General features: G+C 67.9%; 15 protein-coding genes. 7 read left to right on the top strand and 8 right to left on the bottom strand.

Annotated features, from left to right (window positions below; translation table 11 throughout):
- Positions 1 to 109 precede the first annotated feature (109 nt).
- The 6 genes from VGK32_16605 to VGK32_16580 all read left to right on the top strand — a co-directional run bounded on the left by VGK32_16605 (position 110) and on the right by VGK32_16580 (position 5,433).
- Positions 110 to 1,507 (top strand): glycosyltransferase family 4 protein, encoded by a 1,398-nt coding sequence (locus VGK32_16605; GenBank protein HEY3383395.1) that lies wholly within the window; start codon positions 110 to 112, stop codon positions 1,505 to 1,507.
- Positions 1,508 to 1,595: 88 nt separating this feature from the next.
- Complete coding sequence (gene thiS, locus VGK32_16600) at positions 1,596 to 1,814, top strand: sulfur carrier protein ThiS (GenBank protein HEY3383394.1); 219 nt, start codon at positions 1,596 to 1,598, stop codon at positions 1,812 to 1,814.
- Between the two features lie 4 nt (positions 1,815 to 1,818).
- Positions 1,819 to 2,595: a thiazole synthase gene (locus VGK32_16595; GenBank protein ID HEY3383393.1), complete on the top strand. Its 777-nt coding sequence runs from the start codon at positions 1,819 to 1,821 to the stop codon at positions 2,593 to 2,595.
- 1 nt (position 2,596) lies between these two features.
- Positions 2,597 to 3,451 (top strand): DUF3108 domain-containing protein, encoded by an 855-nt coding sequence (locus VGK32_16590; protein HEY3383392.1) that lies wholly within the window; start codon positions 2,597 to 2,599, stop codon positions 3,449 to 3,451.
- Between the two features lie 96 nt (positions 3,452 to 3,547).
- Positions 3,548 to 4,501 (top strand): glycosyltransferase family 2 protein, encoded by a 954-nt coding sequence (locus VGK32_16585; protein HEY3383391.1) that lies wholly within the window; start codon positions 3,548 to 3,550, stop codon positions 4,499 to 4,501.
- Positions 4,502 to 4,509: 8 nt separating this feature from the next.
- Complete coding sequence (locus tag VGK32_16580) at positions 4,510 to 5,433, top strand: glycosyltransferase family 2 protein (protein HEY3383390.1); 924 nt, start codon at positions 4,510 to 4,512, stop codon at positions 5,431 to 5,433.
- Between the two features lie 17 nt (positions 5,434 to 5,450).
- On the opposite strand, the gene VGK32_16575 is transcribed toward VGK32_16580, so the two are convergent.
- From VGK32_16575 to VGK32_16550, 6 genes are all read right to left on the bottom strand, one after another.
- Entirely contained in the window at positions 5,451 to 6,854 is a 1,404-nt protein-coding gene (locus VGK32_16575; protein HEY3383389.1) for a sulfatase, read from the bottom strand.
- Positions 6,838 to 8,691, bottom strand: coding sequence for a hypothetical protein (locus VGK32_16570; GenBank protein ID HEY3383388.1), 1,854 nt, complete (start codon positions 8,689 to 8,691; stop codon positions 6,838 to 6,840). The genes VGK32_16575 and VGK32_16570 overlap by 17 nt, the downstream gene beginning before the upstream one ends.
- Positions 8,692 to 9,849 carry a glycosyltransferase gene (locus tag VGK32_16565; protein HEY3383387.1) on the bottom strand — a complete coding sequence of 386 codons (1,158 nt, stop codon included), beginning with the start codon at positions 9,847 to 9,849 and terminating at the stop codon, positions 8,692 to 8,694.
- 313 nt (positions 9,850 to 10,162) lie between these two features.
- Positions 10,163 to 11,272 (bottom strand): hypothetical protein, encoded by a 1,110-nt coding sequence (locus VGK32_16560; GenBank protein ID HEY3383386.1) that lies wholly within the window; start codon positions 11,270 to 11,272, stop codon positions 10,163 to 10,165.
- A gap of 192 nt (positions 11,273 to 11,464) precedes the next feature.
- Complete coding sequence (locus VGK32_16555) at positions 11,465 to 12,625, bottom strand: glycosyltransferase (protein HEY3383385.1); 1,161 nt, start codon at positions 12,623 to 12,625, stop codon at positions 11,465 to 11,467.
- Positions 12,625 to 13,683 carry a glycosyltransferase family 4 protein gene (locus VGK32_16550; GenBank protein ID HEY3383384.1) on the bottom strand — a complete coding sequence of 353 codons (1,059 nt, stop codon included), beginning with the start codon at positions 13,681 to 13,683 and terminating at the stop codon, positions 12,625 to 12,627. Before VGK32_16550 ends, VGK32_16555 begins: the two co-directional genes overlap by 1 nt.
- A 164-nt stretch (positions 13,684 to 13,847) precedes the next feature.
- Here VGK32_16550 and VGK32_16545 point away from each other — a divergent pair, with 164 nt between their 5' ends.
- Complete coding sequence (locus tag VGK32_16545) at positions 13,848 to 16,919, top strand: hypothetical protein (protein HEY3383383.1); 3,072 nt, start codon at positions 13,848 to 13,850, stop codon at positions 16,917 to 16,919.
- Here VGK32_16545 and VGK32_16540 read toward each other — a convergent pair.
- Together VGK32_16540 and VGK32_16535 are read right to left on the bottom strand one after the other, a co-directional pair.
- Positions 16,826 to 17,806: a glycosyltransferase family 2 protein gene (locus VGK32_16540; GenBank protein HEY3383382.1), complete on the bottom strand. Its 981-nt coding sequence runs from the start codon at positions 17,804 to 17,806 to the stop codon at positions 16,826 to 16,828. The genes VGK32_16545 and VGK32_16540 overlap by 94 nt on opposite strands.
- Positions 17,803 to 19,338 (bottom strand): oligosaccharide flippase family protein, encoded by a 1,536-nt coding sequence (locus tag VGK32_16535; GenBank protein HEY3383381.1) that lies wholly within the window; start codon positions 19,336 to 19,338, stop codon positions 17,803 to 17,805. The genes VGK32_16540 and VGK32_16535 overlap by 4 nt, the downstream gene beginning before the upstream one ends.
- Positions 19,339 to 19,347 lie beyond the last annotated feature (9 nt).

Below are 19,347 nucleotides of genomic sequence, written 5' to 3'. Positions count from 1 at the left end.
CGTTTCGAAGAGCAGGAATCTCGTCAATCCTATCGGACGCACCGGGGCAAGTCAACGAGCGGAAGTGTGGCGCTCGGTGTCTGCCGGGCCGCCCGGTTACAATATCCGGATGCCGCGCATCGCGTGGTTCACCCCACTGCCGCCGACTCGCTCGGGCATTGCGGCGTACAATGCCGAGCTGCTCCCCCTATTGACGCCTCGCTTCGCGATCGACGTCTTCACGACACCGATGCCGCCGCCAACGCCGCGCGCCGACGCGCATCCCCCGGTGTTCTCCGCGTTCGACTTCGCGTGGAAGCACTTCCGGGCGCCGTACGACCTGGTCGTCTATCAACTCGGCAACGCGGCGTGCCACGACTTCATGTGGCCGCACCTGTTCCGTCATCCGGGCCTGGTCGTGCTGCACGACGGGCACCTGCACCATTCCCGCGCACGGACACTGCTGACCTCCGGGAGGGTGGCGGACTACCAGGCCGAGTTCCTCGCGAACCATCCGGAGGCGCACGTCGATCTCACGCAACTCGTCATCACGGACCTCGCCGACACGATCTACTACTTCTGGCCGATGGTGCGCCTCGTGGCCCGCAGCGCACGGCTCGTCGCGGTTCACGCACCCTGTCTGGCGGCCGAGTTGACGCGCGAGCACGGCGTCGAGGTGTCCACGATCCGGCACGGGATGATCGACCCGGTCACCGAGGCGGCGGTCCGCGCGGCCACCGAGGTCCGGCGCCGCCACCGAATCCCCGAGGGGAGCGTCCTGTTTGCGGCCTTCGGCCTGGTCACCCGCGAGAAACGGATCCGTTCCGGCCTGCAGGCGCTGGCGCGCCTGGTGGCCGACGGCACGGACGCGTACCTCCTGCTCGCCGGCGGGACGACCGGGTACTACGATGCGGAAGGAGAGGCCCGCGCGCTCGGCGTCCACGACCGTGTGCGGATCGCCGGTTATGTGGCCGACGAGGACCTCGCGCCGTACGTGCTCGCCGCCGATGTGTGCCTCTGTCTGCGCTGGCCGACCAGCCGCGAGCTGTCCGGCACGTGGATTCGGGCGATCGCGGTTGGCAAGCCGACGGTGACCACGGCCCTCGCCCATACTGGCGATGTGCCTTGCCTCGACCCTCGGACCTGGAGACCGCGACCGGCGGCGTTCTCGGACCCGGCCCGAGGCCCTCGCCGGGGCGGTAGCCCATCGGACGCCAGTCCCGTGTCCGTGGCGATCGACCTTCTGGACGAAGACGAATCCCTGCGTCTCGCGATGAGCCGGCTGGCAGCAGACGCCAGTCTGCGTCGCGATCTCGGCCACGCGGCCCGCGAGTACTGGAGCGCGCACCACACGATGGAGTGCGCGGTCGAGGACTATGAGGCTGCGATTCAACGCGCGCTGAGCCGGCCAGCTCCGCACCCGCGCCTCCCGGCCCACCTGGTGACCGACGGCACGGAGCAGGTGCGGCAGATGACCGGCGCGCTCGGTGTCGGCGTGGACTTCCTGCGGACCGACCGCCGGATCTGACGCCGGACCTGATCCTTGCCCGCTGACCCCGGTCCGCTTGATTTTGCGCGGTACGGGCAGTACGCTCGATTATTTGCGAGGTCTCTTCGTGAAGATCCTGCTCAACGGTGAACCGTTCGAGACGCCCGGTCCGTTGTCGGTCGCCGCGCTCCTTGCCAGGCTCGGCATCGATTCGAGACGCGTGGCCGTCGAGCACAATCTCAAGGTGCTCAAGCGTGCCACCTTCGACGAGGTCGAGGTTCGCGAGGGTGACCAACTGGAAATCGTCAACTTCGTGGGCGGCGGCGCCGCCCCGTCCGGAGACTAAGCTCATGTCCGACACGCTCGTCATCGGCGACAAGACGTTGTCCTCGCGACTGATTCTCGGCAGCGGTAAGTACTCGTCGTATCCGGTGATGGTGCGGGCGCTCGAAGCGTCGGGCACGTCCATGGTCACGGTTGCCGTGCGACGCGTGAACGTCAGCGACCGAAGTCGCGAGTCGCTGCTCGACCACATCGACCCGAAGAGATACGCGCTGTTGCCGAACACGGCAGGCTGTTACACCGCCGCCGACGCGATCCGCACGGCGCACCTTGCGCGCGAGGCGGGCCTCTCGAACTGGATCAAGCTCGAGGTCATCGGCGACGAACGCACCCTCTACCCGGACAACGAGGCCCTCCTGGAGGCCACACGCGCGCTCGTCAAGGACGGCTTCATCGTCCTCCCGTACGTCAGCGACGACGTCGTCGTGTGCCGGAAACTGGTGGATGCCGGCGCCGCCGCCGTCATGCCATTGGGCGCACCGATCGGATCGGGACTCGGCATCCAGAACACCAACAACATCCGGATCATCCGCGAACAAGTACAGGTGCCGGTCATCGTCGATGCAGGAGTGGGCACAGCCTCCGACGCCGCGCTCGCGATGGAACTGGGGGCCGACGGCGTCCTGATGAACACGGCGATTGCCGGTGCCAGCGAACCGGTCGCCATGGCCGAGGCGATGAAGCTGGCGGTCCACGCCGGGCGACTCGCGTACCTGGCCGGGCGGATCCCGCGGAAGATGTACGCCTCGGCGAGCAGCCCGCTCGATGGTGTGATCGGACGCTAGGATGAGGAACGCGACGCCGCGCGGACTCGCTCGAACGCTCGTGGTCGTGCTGGCGCTCGCGACGGGACTCGCCGCGCTGGAGGCTCAGACTCGACGGCCGCGGAAGCCGGCGTCGAGTCCGTCCTCCGCTCAGCCGGCCAGGAAGCCTCTGCCGCTACCGGCGAGAACCGACACGAAGGTGCCGTTCCGGGCCGGCGAACGGCTGACCTACGACATCTCCTGGTCGGGTCACCTCACCGCCGGCGAGGCGACCATGGTCGTCAAGGAGAGGCGGGCATCGTTCGGATCGATGGCGTACTACATCGTCGCCGAGGGCCGACCGGTCGGCTTGCTGGCCCGGCTCCACTCGCTCTACTACAAGGCCGACACGCTGCTCGACTGCTACGCGTTGCTCCCCCAGCGGGGCTCGATCTACAGCCAGGAGGGCGCACGGCACCGCCTGCGGATCACCCGGTTCGACCATCTGGGCCACCGGGCCGAATACGAAGTGCAGACGACTACGAACGTCAAGTCCGTCGTGGCGATTCCGCGCCACACGCAGGATGCCCTGTCGGCGGTGTACGCCCTGCGATCGGTTCCGCTCGCGCCGCAGTCGCGGCTGACCATGCCGGTGTGTGACGGCGGCACCACCTACCGCGTGACGTTCGGCATTGGAACCGCGGAGCCGGTGACGACGCCGGCAGGCACGGTCACTGCCCTGCGGGTGACGCCCACCGTCCTCGACGAGCAGGGGCACCCGGTCGGCGGCAGGATGACGGTGTGGATCTCGGCCGACGAACGGCGGATCCCGATCAAGCTGCGGGTCGACGTGGCGATCGGCAGTCTCGATCTGGTCCTCAGGCAGGTCGTCTCCTGACCGGCTCCGGTGGGCGTCTGAAACCGCGCCATCACCTATACCGTTGTGACCGTCCGACGCCTCCAGTATCATTCAGCCGAGGACGAGTGGAGACGAATGGGACCGACCGGAGCGCTCATTGACGGAAATGCGGGTGACACGGTGACGCCAGGCCCCGCGGCGGCTGACCGGGCGCCACTGGTCTCGATCGTCATTGTCAACTACAAGTCGTACGCCGAACTGGAAGCCTGCCTCGCGTCGCTCACGAGCGACGGGAAGCTCGGGGCGGAGGTGGTCGTCATCGATCACGCTTCGTCGGAGCCTGACCTCGAACGTGTCCGCGCCCGCTATCCTCGTATCCGGTTGTTCGCAACCGACAGGAACCCTGGGTTTTCGGCCGGGGTCAACGCCGGGGCGCGGGTCGCCAAGGGACGGCACCTGCTGATCCTCAATCCGGACACCGTCATCCAGCCGGGCTCGGTACAGCAGATGGTTGACTACCTGGAGATGCACGCCGATACCGCGGTCGTCGGGGCGCGCGTGCAGACCCCCGGCGGCACCGTGCAACGGTCCGCTCGCCGCTTCCCGACGATGCTGACCGGCCTGGCGGGTCGTACGTCACTCATCACACGGATCTGGCCGGACAATCCCCTGTCGAGGCACGACCTGCTGGCCGACGCCTCGACGGCGGGCCCGATCGACGTCGACTGGGTGGCTGGCACGTGCATGGCGGTCAACGCGCACGCCTTCGAGACGATCGGCGGCATGGACGAGCAGTTCTTCCTCTACTGGGAAGACGCGGACTTGTGCAAGCGGCTGAAGGAAGCCGGCTGGCGCGTTGTGTACCTCCCGTCCGCGGTCGTGACGCACGGTATCGGCCGTAGCCGCCGCCACGCGCCAGGGCTGTCCATCCGCGCGTTCCATCGCAGCGCCTACCGGTACTTCGTCAAGCACCGTGCGGCGCGCTTCCGGATGGTCTCGCTGCCGGTGGCTGGCGCCGTACTGTACGCGCGGATGGCGCTGATGCTCGCCGTCCAGGCCATCGCCCGGCGGGGCCAATCCGATCGATAGCCCGCCGAATGAGCCGGCTCCCGACCGCACCCACACCGCGCGCCAGCGTCGTCATCGTCAACTTCAACGGACTCCGCTACATCACCGCATGCCTCGACTCGCTGCTCCGTTCCACCGCGCCGCCTACGGCGGTGGTCGTGGTCGACAATGCGTCGACTGACGGTTCCGCCGACACCATCGAGGCCCGATATCCGCAGGTCACGCTGATCAGGCACGCCGAGAATCTCGGCTTCACGGGCGGCGCCAACGCGGGGATCCGCTGGTGCCTACACGCCGTGTGTGACGCAATCCTCTTGCTGAATCCGGATGCCTTCGTCGAGCCCGGGGCGATTGCGACCCTCCTCGCCGCCAGCCAGCGCCATCCCCGGGCCTTGATCGGTCCCCGACTCGTGCCGGAGGACACCGCGGCGACGTTCAGGGGTTGCGGGCCGTCGATTTCGTGGTGGCGTGGACGGACAACGGGTCGGTTGCACACCGCTCCACCGTCCGGCGACGTTCGCGTGGATGCGCTGAGTGGATCCTGCCTGCTGTTGCCCCGGTCGGCCGTCGAGGACGTGGGGTACCTGGACGACGACTATTTCCTCTACTGCGAGGACATGGATTTCGCCGTCCGCGCCCGGGCCGCCGGCTGGGAACTGTGGATCGCACCCGGCGCCGTCGTCCGCCATCGTGAGAGCAGCGCGACGGGTGGCCCGGCCGCCCCTCTGGCGATGTACTACTTCGTCAGGAACCGTCACCGATTCGTGCGGAAGTTCAAGCGCGGCCGACCCGTCTACGCGGCGTTCCTGGCCTACGAGTGCGCGGACGTGTCGTTCCGCGTCTTGCGGGCGAGCCTCGAGGGCCGGCTGTCTCTCGCCAGGGCGCTCATCCGGGGTGTGATCGATGGATGGCGGGATGTACGCAACCGGGGCCGACAACCGTTCCCCGAGTGATTTCGGGCCGTTCGGCGCTAGAGCCGACGAAGGAGGACCAGAAGGATCACAACGCTCACCACGCCGGACACGCACGCCAGCCGCACGAACAGGGACGGCGCGGCGGGATCGACGGCCGGGTAGGGAAGTTCCGGCCACAGGCGCTGAGCGATCGTACGAAGCTTCGCCGCCATCTCGGCGTCCACGACGACGCGGTTCACGCGTTCCGTCCCGTCCACCGCCAGGTTGTAGAGCCGCTCCTCGAAGGGTTCCCGCGTCACGATGTACTTCCATGGCCGGAGATAGAGCGCCTTCTGCGCGTCCAGCTCGATCGCGCGAAGCCGCTCGCCCGGGGTCGGCGGCGCCGGCAGCACGGAGGAGACGAGCCCCACGGCCGCGTCGTCCGACACGCCGGCCAGCGCGGTGAAGATCCGCCGCACGTCGATGAGCTCGAACGGGTAGTCCGACGGCCCCGTTCGGTCCACCAGGCCCGGTCCCCAGAAGAGAACGGGCACCTGGACGAGCTCCTGGAAGAGGGTCGTATTGTGCCCGAACCCTCCGTGCTCGTGGAACTCCTCACCATGGTCGCCGAACACGCACACGGCCACCGGACGTGACCCGGCGCGAGCCGAGAGCGCGTCGAGCAGCCCGCCCACGAGGCCGTCCACGTAGAGCACATCGGAGTCGTAGACATCGCTCATGAAGGTGATATCACGCGGTGATGCCTCCCTCAGGCCGTTCACGAAGCGGTCCACGCCCATCTCGCGCACCAGCTCGCGGTGCCCCTTGTCGTACGGACTGTGCACGCTCATCAGGTGGGCGTACACGAACCGAGGGCGTTCGGACGACGCCTCGAGCACTGAGGCGACAGTCTCGAGGATCGCCTTGTCGTCGTTCGTCCCGTCCCGATCCCATGCACGCCAGCCTTCGAAGACCCCGAATCCGCGGTTGAAGCGGTTCTCCTCGGTGATCCAGGGATTGCCCACGAAGGCCCGCGTGTCGTAGCCAGCGGCACTCAGCACCTCGGGCAGCGTTGGGAGCGACGTCTCGAGCCGCGGATGCTGCCCGTTCGGCGGAAAGGACCTGGTCCGGGGGTCCCACTGGATCTTGTGGAGCCGGGGCGGAACACCCACGAAGAGCGAGGCGACAGATGGAACGGTGTGCGTCGCGTGCGTGACCGCGTCGGTGAACCAGCGCAGCTCCGACCGCCGCCGATCGAGGCGTGGCGTGGTCGGCCGGCCGTAGCCGGAGACAGAGAGACGGTCCGCCCGGAGGGCGTCGACCAGGATCAGCACGAGGTCCGGGCGCTGCCGGCCCGATGCGGTCGCGTCGGAGCGCGCGCCAGGTTCCGCGACAGCAGCGGCAACGGCGGGACTGGGCCACAGCCAGAGCACGAGCACGAGGCGCGCCACGCGCGCAGACCAATCACGAAGGAGCGCCAACGGACACCTCGTCGGAATTCTCGCCGGGTTCTCTTCCGGTCGGGCCGGTCTCATGACCATCGGTCAGGATGCTCTCGAAACCTGACCGGTATCTCAGCAGGAAAACATCACGTTCGGCGCACGCGGCGCAGAGAATCTCGAGCCTGGCGGCGTCGAGCCGCGACGTGGCGAGGATCACGCCATCCACACCCTGCCGCCCGACGGTCTCAATCAACGCGTCGAACCCGCCCAACATGCGAACGCCCTGCAGGCGTCGTTCCCGACCGTCCGATGCGTCGTCCATCACGCCGACCACGTCGAGCGCCGCCCGGCCGGATCGCGCCTCCCGCAACGCGGCCTCACCCGTTGCGCCGGCGCCGTACAGAACGACCCGTTCCCTCGCGCGGCGGACGCGGCGCGCGAGCCGGTGTACCCAGGCGAAGGACGCCCGTCCGACAGACAGCAGGATCAGCGTGAGCACCGCGGAGATCACGAAGACGCCACGCGAGTACCGCTCGAACCGGTAGAGGTACGAGACGGCCGTCACCGACGCGAACGCGGCAAGGGCGGTGCCCCTCACCAGCACGGCGGCGTCACGCAGACCGAAGTGCCGCCACCGCCCGCGGTACGCCCCCACCGCCCAGAGCGATGCGACAGTCGTGGCCACGACGAGGGGCAGCGAGTGAAGGAAGAGCGGGAAATACAGGACGAATGCGGGATCCCTGAACCGGACACGATATGCCGTGTAGTAGGCCAGCGTCGTGATGCAGATGTCGAGCAGGACGTCGAGGAAGTGCAGCGATGAGTTGAATGTCTTCAGGACCAGTACCACACCGTGTCTCGGCCCGTTCACCAAATCCGCAGGGTTGTAGACCCGCACGTGCGCCAGTTCGACGCCGAAGAAGGCCAGGCCGACCGTGAAGAGGCCCAGCAGGATGTTGGCGTGCGTCACGTCGAGGTAGAACCCCGACAGTCCTGCGACCGCCGCCGCGGCCGCGCAGCCATAGAGCACGAGCACGGCTCTCTGTTCCGGCAGACCGAGGGCCACGAGCCGGTGTGACGAGTGATCGCGCCCTCCGGCGGAAATGGGACGGCCGGCCAGACTGCGGATGAAGGTGACGAGCGTCGTGTCGAAGATCGGTACGGACAGCACAGCCACCGGCACGATGATCGCCGACGCGCCTCCCGCGCCGAGACCCGGACCCAGTCTCGTCGCGAGGAGCGCAACCGTGAAGCCGAGGAACAGGCTCCCTGTGTCGCCCATGAAGATCGACGCCGGGTGGACGTTGAACACGAGGAAGCCGAGCGTCGCACCGACGAGCGCGCTCAGCATCACGACGTCCGCGGGCGTGCCGCTCGTGACCGCGAGAACGAGATAGCCCGCGGCGCCGATCGCCGCGACGCCGGCGGCAAGACCATCCATGTTGTCGAGGAGATTGAACGCGTTGGCCAACCCGACGAGCCAGACCACCGTCAGGAGCGAGTCCACCGTCAACGAACCGGTCCAGCCGAGGCGATACCCGAGGAACAGGGCGGCGGCCGCGATGACCGTCTGGGACACGAGCTTGGTCCCCGGACCGAGCCGAAACAGATCGTCGATGAGGCCCAGCCCGGCCACGAGCAGCGACAAGCCGACAATCGGGCCGACGTCGTGGATCTGCCCGAACGACAGGACCGGCACGGCGAATCCGAGCGCGATGGCGATGCCGCCGAGCAGCGCTGTCGGGCGGCGGTGCCAGCGGTCGGCTCGCGGATGCGCCACGAACCCACGTCGTCTCGCGACGAAACGCACGAGGACCGTGAGCCCCACCGACACGGCAAACGCGAACGCCAGGGCCGTCACGGCAATCATCGACATCTAATCGGCTGCCTCCAGGAGCTCACGATAGTACTGCTCGGTTTCATTCACCATGTGTTCGAGCGAATGCCACTCGCTGGCGCGGCAGCGTCCGGCCTCGCCCATCGCCGTACGCGCCCGTGGGTGGCCGAGCAGGTGCTCGATGGCCGCGGCGAGCGCCTCGGGCCTGCCGGCCGGGACGAGCAGGCCGGTCACACCGTGCTCGACGAGATCGGCCACACCACCCACATCGCTCGCCACGACCGCGCGGGCGGCGGCGAGCGCCTCGATCAGCGCGACCGGCGTGCCCTCGAACTCCCGCACCGTCGGGAGCGCCACGACATCGACCGAGTGCATGATCGCCGGGATGTCACGACGCCAGCCGAGAAAGAACACCCGGTCTGCCAGACCGAGTTCTCGTGACAGCCGTTCGCACTCGGGCCGAAACGCACCGTCCCCGACCAGGACGACCCGGGCGCTCGGGCATCGCCCGACGAACCGCGCGCACGCCCGCAGGAATACATCCTGCCCCTTGATCGCGACCACGCGGCCGACGACGGCCACCAGCAAGGCGTCATCCGGCACACCGAGTTCACGGCGCAGGGGCTGGCCCGCTGCCGGCGCCGCAACAAACGGTTTCAGATCGATCCCGTACCGAATCACCCGCGACCGCCGCGCCGGTACGACACCCAGGTCGACCAGTTCGTCCCGCTGCCTGGGACTGACGACGATGTGGTCGCTCAGACCGGCAAGCCGACGCTCGATAGCCAGCACGGAAGTCCGTCGCCAACCGCGCGGAAACACATCGAAGCCCTTGCCGTGATGAGTGTGGACGACCACCCGCGTCCCGGCCCAACGCGCGGCCAACCGACCGATGACGCCGGCCTTCGAGGTGTGCGTCGCCACCACGTCCGGCTCGAAGTCGGCGAAAATCGCCTGGAGCCTCCACAACGCCAGCGCGTCGCGGCCGACGTGCGGGCTCCGACAAAGGCTGGGCAGCCTCACGATGCGGGCGCCGGCCCTGGCGGCTTCTGCCTCGAGCGTCCCCTCCCCTGGGTCCGGTGTCCCGACGATCAGCAGACTGTCGTGTCCCCTCGACCGGAAGCCGACCGCGAGCGAAATCACCGGTGCTGAGGCGCCGCCGATGTTCAGCCTTGTGATGACGTTTGCCACGCGCATCGTGAGCTTCGAAGCGTTGAAGGACCCGCCGGACCGGCGGTCGGGTCTCGGCGCTCCAGGTCACACTGTCGGCGGGGAGGCACCGACCCGCTCACGCTGCCGTGAATCGTCAGCGAGAGGATCGGCCGACAGGAGGTGTGCCGGTCAGAATGCCTAGCCTATAGTACGGACCGCGCCAGTCAGCGTCAAGCCGGACGGACCGACGTGCCGGACGGACCGACGCTGGGCGTTGCCGATCGACCGCCCCCGTATCCAGAGCCCACTCGCGTCGCGGTTCGAGCGGTCGCGCGCGGCTGTCCACCGCCCGACACGCTCAGCGCGACCTCACCGGCGAGCGCTGGAATCCCGACACTCGCAGGTTGGAGTCGAGATTGGGATCCCAGTTCCCGTCGTCGGCGTAGATCACCTCGCCCGCGCTGTTCTGCCACCGGTGCTTCCATTCGTTGGAGCCCAGTTCCTCGCGGCCGGTGTGGGGATTCACGTAGCGTTCCTGGTTGGTCAGCGTGAGGTACTGGTCCTGGTTGATTCGGGACATGGTGTCGGAACGCGAGCGGGCGATCTCGGCGTCGATCCGGGAGATGTCGCGGAGCGTGTCCTCCACGATCCGGCTGCGTTGAATCTGGCCCTGCATCTCGGCCTGCAGCCAGCCGGGGTTGAGGGCGAAGGAGTTGATGACCACCTTGGCGACCTTCCCATAGCTCGCGTATTCGGCATCTGGAGCCCGCGCCACGATGGTGAACGGATTGGCCCACAGGGCGGCTCCCATGTACTGGTAACCCTCCAGCGCCACGAAGAGCAGTTCCTGATAGCGGATGCCGCCCTCGGTGTAGGCGACCCGCACGGTGGACGCCGTCGCGACATAGCGGGCACCCTGTGCGCGCATGGTGCGCGCCACAGGGAGTTGGTTCAGCGCGGCCACGACATCGGGCCGATCCTGCGTCTCCAGCACCTGGACGTTCTGCGCGCCGGGCCTCAGCCTCGGGAAGAGCATGCGCATCAGGTATTCCGCGGGCCGCGGCATCGCCACGACGGGCATACCGTTCCAGTTGCCGCCCAGCATGGCGTTGTAGGGCGACGGCTGAGCGTAGTTGATCTTCGGCAGCCAGCGGATAGCCACCCGCCCTTCGCGCTCGCGCTGAATGGCGAAATCGATCTTCGCCTCGGTGGCATTGCCCACGCCGCCTGAGGCACTGAGCGGGTTCAGGCGCACCATGCCGCCGCTGATGCTCCAGCCCTTGGGAACCATCACCAGGAAGGCCCCCTCGGTCTGGTCCACGTAGCGGGTGAACACCATTGGCGGCGCGCCCGACGCAGTGGCCACCGCCGGCGTGTCGACGCGGCTGCCCCCCGGCGCCGTGCCGCCCGCGCTGCAGCCGATGATCATCGGAGAGAGGGCAGACAGAATCCCGACGTCGACCGCCATGATGATTCTTCCTCTCGTTCGTCGGCCCCCTGAGCGACGGATCCCTCCGATGCGCTCATGCCTGCGACGCTCCGTCGCGGGTGCAGGGCGTCGGGCCGGGTCGAACGACCTCGAGTCGGGATTCGAAACAGCCAGGTCGGGCATGGAGTCCTCGTGGATTGGCGGCCGAAGGTGCGAGTTCCACGTGGGGTGTCAGCCCGCCAACGCGCGGTCGATGGCGGCGGCAATCGCACGCGCGCGACATTCCCAGCTGTTGGAGCGCGCGAACTCCACACGCCGCGCCCGGTGCGCCTCATCGACGCGCGTCGGCATCGCTCGCTCGATGGCGAGAAGCAGTTCCCCGACGTCACCCACCTGCTCGACGATGTCGTTCGGGACACCTTCGAGTTCCGGAAGATGCGTCGAGACGACAGGCACTCCTGCCGCAAGATAGTCGTTGAGCTTCGTGGGATAGATGAAATCCACGAGCGGTCCGCGCCGGTACGGGATGAGAGCGACGGTGAATCCCTTGAACAGGGCGGGCAACGCCGACTGCGGCTGCGGCGGAATGAATCGGATGTTCGGGTGCGCTGCGAGCCGGCCGACCGAGGTACGTCGTGGTCCGACGAACACGAACGACCACGAGGGGCGACGGCGTGCCGCCTCGGAGATCAGGTCCTGATCGAGACGGAAGTCAACCGCACCGCTGAAGCCGATCACCGGGCCGGGCAGGCCGGTCAGTTCCGGCGCGACGACGGTGCCAGCGTCCAGCGCGCGGGCGTAGAGATCCGCGTCGGTGCCGCTCGGAACGACCTGGATCCGGCGATGCAGCGGTCCGAGTTTCTCGGCCAACCCGCGCGACGTCGTCAATGCAACATCCGTCCGCGCCAGGAGCCGTCGCTCGTAGCCGGCAACGATGGCGGGGTCGATGGCGCGGGTCAGCGCCCCCATATTGTCGATGCAGTAGTAGCAGACGAGTCGTTCATCGTACCGGCCGACGGAGGCGTACAGGTGCGGGAGATACGTGAACAGCACGGGACGGTCGATGCCAACGGTGCGCATCGCGCGGCGAACGAACGGCGTCACCCACGCCTGGCTGGCCGCGTTGAAGACGGCCACGCGCGTCTTGAAGGGCAGGACGGGAGGCGGAGTGTAGACGTGCAAGCCGTCCGTGATGCGGCGCGGGGCTCGACCGGCGCGCAACCATCGTCGATTTCGCGCGGGCTGCCGCAGGTAGACGGAGCAGGGAGGCGGTTCGACGTAGAGGATCGGGCCGCGACGGGCCAACTGAATGGCGACCTGTTGCGTGACGATCAGCGGGTCGTCCCAGTAGACGGAGGCGAAATAGAGGATTGCCGCGCCCGTCGAAGGCATCACGGATCGATCCCGGCCGCGTCGGTGATCACCCGGAACAGCCGGGGCGCCATGATGTCGAGCGAATAGCGCTCGGCTACTCGCTCCCGCCCCCGCTCAGCATGTGCCGCCCGAAACGCGGCGTCGTCGAGCACACGCGACAACGCCGCGAACCACTCGTCGGCGGTGCGGCAGAGGAGCGCGCCATCGCCGTCGCCCAGAATCTCGGCGTTCGTGTCGGTCCACGACGCAACCGTGGGCACGCCCGCGGCCCCGTATTGCAGCGCCTTGAGCGCCGCCTTGCCCCGGGTCCATGCGGTGTCGGGCATCGGCATGAGACCGACGTCGAAGGAGCAGATGTCATCCGCCTCGCGGTCGAGCGACCACGGGCGCACGTCGACTGCCAGACGCGCGAACGGATTCCGTCCGGCGCCGACCAGACGGATGCACATCCGTCGCTGGCTGCTCGCGCGCACCAGCGGCTCTTCGATTTCACACAGGTAGCGTGCCGTGGATGGAGACCCCATCCACCCGATCACCGCACGTGGCGTCCCGAGCGTCTCCCGATCGCGGCAACGCGCGGCAGCGAGGTCGACACACGTCGGCACGACGACCGCGCGTCCGCCCAACTCGCGCACGACGCTGGCGTTCCGCTGATTGGAGGTCACTGTGACGGCACAGTTCCGGATGGCGGTCTCGAGGCCTCGCCGCAACACGCGTGCCCGCAACGCGTGGAGCGCGCCTTCGTCCTCCGGCCGATCGATCGCATCGTCGAAGTCGAAGATGATCCGCGCCTTGTGTCGCGACAGATAGCGGCCCGCCCAGGCGGGCATCGGAAGGCGGTAGACGAAGATGCGGTCGAAGGCACTGAAGCGTGCCAAGACCTGCGCCATGAAGACGTGACGCTGAAACCCGAGGACAATCCGGTGCGCGGCGCGCACGGGCGGCGCGAGGTTTGCGCTGTGGACCGAGCGCCGCGTGGACCTCGCGCCCTGCATGACGGCAACCACCGGGGACAGCCCCATTCGCTCGAATCGCGGGAGGAACTGGAAGACCCGGTATCTCGGCCCCGCGGACATGATGCCTTGAGGTACGATGAACAGCGTGCGGAGCGCTGCCGACGACGCGTTCGACGATGCGACGGATCGCGCAAGACCGCTCTCCGGTTGGACCGTGTTGTGTGACAGCACTTGGTGAGGTATTCTTTGCCAATTCTCCGAGTTTGTCACTACTCTGCCACTAGATGCCATCCAACCACGGGCGGACGCGCGCGCGAACGGTACGGCCCGTCCTCCGGCTGATTCGGGCCGGCCTGTGGCTGGCGGCCATGCTCTGTGGCGCCGGTCTGGCATCCGCCCAGCTGGCGCCGCTGTCCCGGGCATGGAGGCTCGATCCGGTCGTTCCGGCTCCCTCGTTCGTGCACCTGCTGAGCCTGACGAACCCGAACCCGGAACCGGTCGACGCTCGCGTGACGGCCGTCGTCCGATCCGCTGCGGGGCACGCGGGAGACTCGATCCGCGTCGTCCGCACGATTGAACTACCCGCCACGGGGCACCGCGATCTCGACTTCGAGATTCTGCTACCGGGACTCGTGCGCCCGTTCGATCCGATCTCCGTAACGGTGGAGTGCCTGAATTCCGGCTCGACCACTCCCTGCCCCGACAACGAACGCATCCTGAGCGAACAGGTCGTCGATTGGCGGCCGCCAGCTGCGACGTCCGTCAACCTGCTGCTCGCGGCGCTGGGCCCGAGGTGGCTCGATGCCACACCGCTCGGTTCGGTTCTCGGCAGGAGGCCCTCGACTGTCTCTGGCGAGGCGGTACAGCTCATCAACCCCACCGATGGCATGGCACACGTGCGCGTCCGCCTGCGAACGCTCCACGAGCCGGCGTTCGAGAAGGCCCTGCTCGTGAACATCGCGCCGCGGACGCGCGCCGATCTGCCCATGGGGTGCAGGACCTGGGATATCGACACGTCTGAGTTCGCCAGCCGCCCGTTCGCCATCGACATCGAGTCCGATGTCCTCGTCCACGCGGAACGAACCAGTTTCTGGCCGTGGACACGCAACGCGTGGGCCAGCGCCCGGCAGGCGATCCCCGAGCCGCCCCCACCGGAGCCCGCCCTCGAGTGGTACTTCGCGATGGGCTCCGTACGGTCGATGGCCCCGGACGAACAGGAGACCTACTTCATCATCACCAATCCGAGCGACGTTCGATCGGCGAACGTGCAACTGAGGTACTACATCGAACGCGGCCGACCAATCATCACGCGCCCGGATCCGTACGATGTCAACCGGTGGTTTCCGGTCGGGCCCCGTTCGCGCGTAATCATCCGGGCCGGCTCCAACCAATCGATGGACAACCATCTGTTCGCGACCACGGTCCGCAGCGGCAACGGCGTGCCGGTCACCGTGACGCGGGTGTTCCAATGGGGACGGAAACCGAATGACCCGGCGGATTGGACCGTCTCGAACTGGGAGGGTGGCCATGTCGGCACCGGCGTCCGTGAAACGTCGATGAGGTGGGCGTTCAGCACGACATCGACCCAACCCGGTCTCCAGCTGTTCTTCCCCGTGCTGAACCCGACGTCCGAACGCCTGTCGATCCGCGGAACATTCATCTTCGACGACGGCGCTGGAGCGCGAACGGTCGTGGCCAACGTTCCCCCGTTCTCGCGGAGAACGTTGGCCGCCGGCTTCGTGCCGCCCGCGGCCAGGGAGCGCCGGTTCACCGCGTTCCTCGAGTCGATCGCGGGAACGGTCGGCGCGGAGCCCGTCCCGTTCGTGGCGGAGTCGGTCGTCTACTGGGAGGCAGGCGCGATCCGTTGGGGTGGTCGCGTGACACCCGGCATTCGATGGACGAGGCGGGTCGAGGTCCCCTCGGTGGTGCCTCGGCGGCCGGACCGGCAAGACGGCTTGATCCGTATCGGTCCCGTCGTGAACGTGCTGGCCTGGCTCCTGGCCGCCATCATGATGTGGTGGGCCACCCGGCGAACACGCCGCGATCGGGCAGTACAACTCATCCCGTCGCGCTGGATCGACACTGCCCGCGCCGGCCGCATGGGTCTCGGGGTAGTTCTGACCCTGGCGCTCGTGGCCTTCTATTCCCCCAGTTCGGTCGGCGGGTCGGCATCACGGTGGCTGACGATCTTGTCGCTCGTCGGCACGGCCACGCTGCTGGGCCTGCTGGCGGCCCTGCCAGCCATGCTGGCCGGCCGCGCGCTGGTCGTCAACTCGCTCGTGTTGATGGCCCTCCTGACGACGGCTACTGTCTTCACGCCGCTACCAACGGTCAGCCCGGGCGTCCCGTTCATCTTCCTGGCGCTCGCGTTGACGCTGTGCCTGGACCTGCGCCGGGTGCGGTTGGAGGGCAGCGGTCCGATGGTGCTCGCGATCGTTCACTCGCTCACGATCGCCATCGGGTTCGGGCTCCTGTTCAAGGTGCGACTGATCAGCGATTTCTTGATCCTGTTCTATACGCAGTACTACAGCGCCCTGCTTCCTGGCATGTTCATGCTCGGGAAACCGGTGGGCATCTTCGCGACGCACTCGCTCGCTGGTTTCATGTACTACCTGCTCTTCTATCTCGCACTGCTGCAGTACCGGGCCGAGCCGAAACTGCGGTGGCTCGCGCTCGCCGCGGCCTACGTGGCACTCCTGGCTGCCGTCAGTTCCACGACGTCCAGCTTGTTTCTCCTCGTGGCCGTTCCGCAGGTCCTCTGGGCGGCCGCGCAGAAGATGCCGCGGATCCGTGTCCCGTTGGCAGCGATCACGGCGGCGGTCATGGTCTTCGCCGCCGTCCATGCGCTGGGAGGCCAGCACTCGGCGTTGGTGGTCCTCCGCGGGCTGTTCGTCGGCGACCGCATGAGCGGGTTCGGGGCGAGATTCGGTGCAGATGGGCTGCTGGCTGGCGACGTCGCGTTCATCGCCAAGCATCCCCTGTCGCCCATCGGATTCGCCTACTCCGACCTGCTCTACTTCGGGGACTGCGGCATCGTGCTCACGCTGCTCCGGGGCGGGTTCCCGGCGGTCGCGTGCATCTATGGAGGACTGCTGGCATTCCTGTGGACGAACCTCCGCAGCCGCCGGACGGCTGTCTGGCTCTGGTTCGTGACCACCGCCTTCGAGATCGGATTCCAGCCACTCATGTCATTCAGGTTCGTCGCGTTCCTGCCCTTCTACGTCGTGTGTGCGAACGCGTTCCTCGAGCCGGCCGGCGCGCGTCAACCACCCGGCGCGTCGGATCGAGGAGAGGTCGGACCGGATGCATCGCGCCGTGAGGCCGAGGCGACCAGGGCGGGCGCCAGCCACCAATAGGCAACGAGCGTCTCCCGCGCCTCGCGGGCCGATGCGCGGAGCGCGGCGCGCAGCAACCTCGGGCCCAGTTCCAGGACGGTCGCCACCGTCACCAGGGCACGGCCCGCCCGGCTGTAGTGTTTCGACGCGTAGACCAGCCGGCTGCGCAGCGAATAGAAGAGCCGTTTCGCGCGAACCTGGCCCGTGGACAACCCGCCCAGATGGCGCGCCGCCACATCGGTGAGCACCCAGGAGGAGTGCCCAAGCCTTCGGGCGCGAAGTGAGAGATCGAGTTCCTCGAAGTACACGAAGAAGCGCTCGTCGAAGCCCTCGAGTTGCACGAACAGGTGCCTGCGAATCAGGAAGAACGCGCCGATCACCTGATCGACTTCCAGTAAGCCGACGTTCTCGTCGGGGCACAGCATCGTCGGCGGAAACCGGCGCGGCCACGAGCGCGAGAGGCCGAGCGCGTCGATGAGGAAGCTCTTGGCAGACGGAAACCGCGCGGCCGACATGCAGGGGGTGCCGGCTTCGTCGATCAGTCGAATCCCGCAGATCCCGGCGTGACCGGCCGCCGATGTCTCCAGAAACGCCAGTGGCCGTTCGAGCGAGCGCTCGAACAGCACGACATCCGGGTTGAGAAACAGCAGGTAGTCGGCGTCCGAGCCGCGCGCGCCCTGATTGCACGCGGCCGCGAACCCTCGATTCGTCAGGTTGCGCACCGCAACAAGCGGCAGGTCCTCCGCTTCCAGACTGTCACACGATCCATCGCTCGACGCGTTGTCCACCACGATGACCCGGCGCAGCACATATCCCAGGCGGCTGGTCCGCACAATCGAATCGAGACAAGCCCGCAGTTGTCTCCCGGTGTTCCAGTTGACGATGACGATGTCGAGCGACGGCGTCATCGCGGACTCCGTCCGAACCCGCGCACGCGGCACCACACACCGTGGACCCAGTCCCGCTCCATGCGGTCGGCGGTCACGATGGCCACGACGGCCACGGCGCCCAATACCGTCGCCGCGGCCGCAATTCGACCGGTGAGCGGGCTTGTCGCGCCGATGATGAGGAAGGCGAGCGGGACCGCCACACACCCGGCCGCGATACTCCGCCCCATCCCACGAAGTTCGGGAACCTGAAGGCGGCTCGCGATCGCGAGGATGAGTAGATCGGCGGCCGCGCGAAGGGCCCAGACGGCCGCCGCCCCGGTGATACCGTAGCGACCGGTCACCATCCACATCGCGCCCACGAACAGCGGCAGTTCCAACACCTGCAGAGAGGCAACCGTCGATGCGCCGCCACGCGCCTGCACGAAGGAGAACGGGGTCAACGCCAGTCCATTGGCCAGCAGGCCAAGACAGAACCACTGCGTCGGCACGGTCCCCTGCGCCGCAAAGTCGCGTCCCACCCACAGGGTGAGGGCTTCGGGCGCGGCTGCCGCGATGAGCAGCGTCACGGGAAACAGCAGCAGGAACGAATAGCGGATCGAACGACCGAACAACCGCGCCAGTCGGTCGCGCTCCGAATCGGGAACCGCGCTGAACGCGGGAAACACCACGCCACTGATCGCCGCCGGAATGATCAGGACTTTCGTCACCACTTCCTGCGGCGTCGCGTAGTACGCCAGCGCCGCGGCCGGAACGACCGCGCCCACGACGAGCCGATCGACGTAGCCGAGAGCCGAGCTTCCGATGTTGGCCACCATGAGCCACGCCCCTGAGCCGGCCAGTTCCCGCCAGCCGCTGGCCGAAGGCCGGATGCCGTCGCGGAGCGCCGGTTCGACGCGAAGCGCGCACAGCACGTAGGCCCCGCACGCCGCGATGCGAACGACGACGAGCACGGCGACGGCGAGCGCCAGCGACCGGGAGAACATCGCGGCGGCCGCCGGACCCAGATACATCAGGCCGCTGGACGGGGATCGCACGAGCGACACCAAGTCGAAGCGTTGGTACGCCTCGAGCACGCCGCGCAGCCCGGACGAGACCGTGACGAACGGCAGCGATACGGCGATCAACTGGACAGCGAGCCTGGCGTCGCCCACCAGGAGCGGCGAGATGTGGAGTGCCGAGGTGACGATCCAGTTCGACGAGGCCAGCATGAGCAGGCCCCCCGCCGCGCCGACCCCGGCCAGAGACAGGGAGGCCGTCCAGATCAGCCCAGGGATCGGTTCCCGCCGGCCGGCCCCGAGGCGGGCCGCGACGAGTTGGGTCAGCGCCCGCGAGAGGCCGAGGTCGAAGAGACCGAAGTAGCCCACGATGACCCAGGAGAGCGTGAGGAGGCCGAGGACCTCTCGCGTATGGAGACGCGCCAACACCGGCAGCGAGACGAGAGCGGCCAGAGCGGGCGCCACCTGGCCGAGGAGGTTCAGCGTCGCGTTGCGCGCCAGCAACGGGCCGTCGTGGGTCGGCGGACGATGGGCGGAACCGGCTCCGTGCGTCATTGAGGCGCG

This window comes from Vicinamibacterales bacterium, from assembly GCA_036504215.1.
Classification (GTDB): domain Bacteria; phylum Acidobacteriota; class Vicinamibacteria; order Vicinamibacterales; family Fen-181; genus FEN-299.
This window is presented reverse-complemented; position numbering and strand designations above follow the sequence as displayed.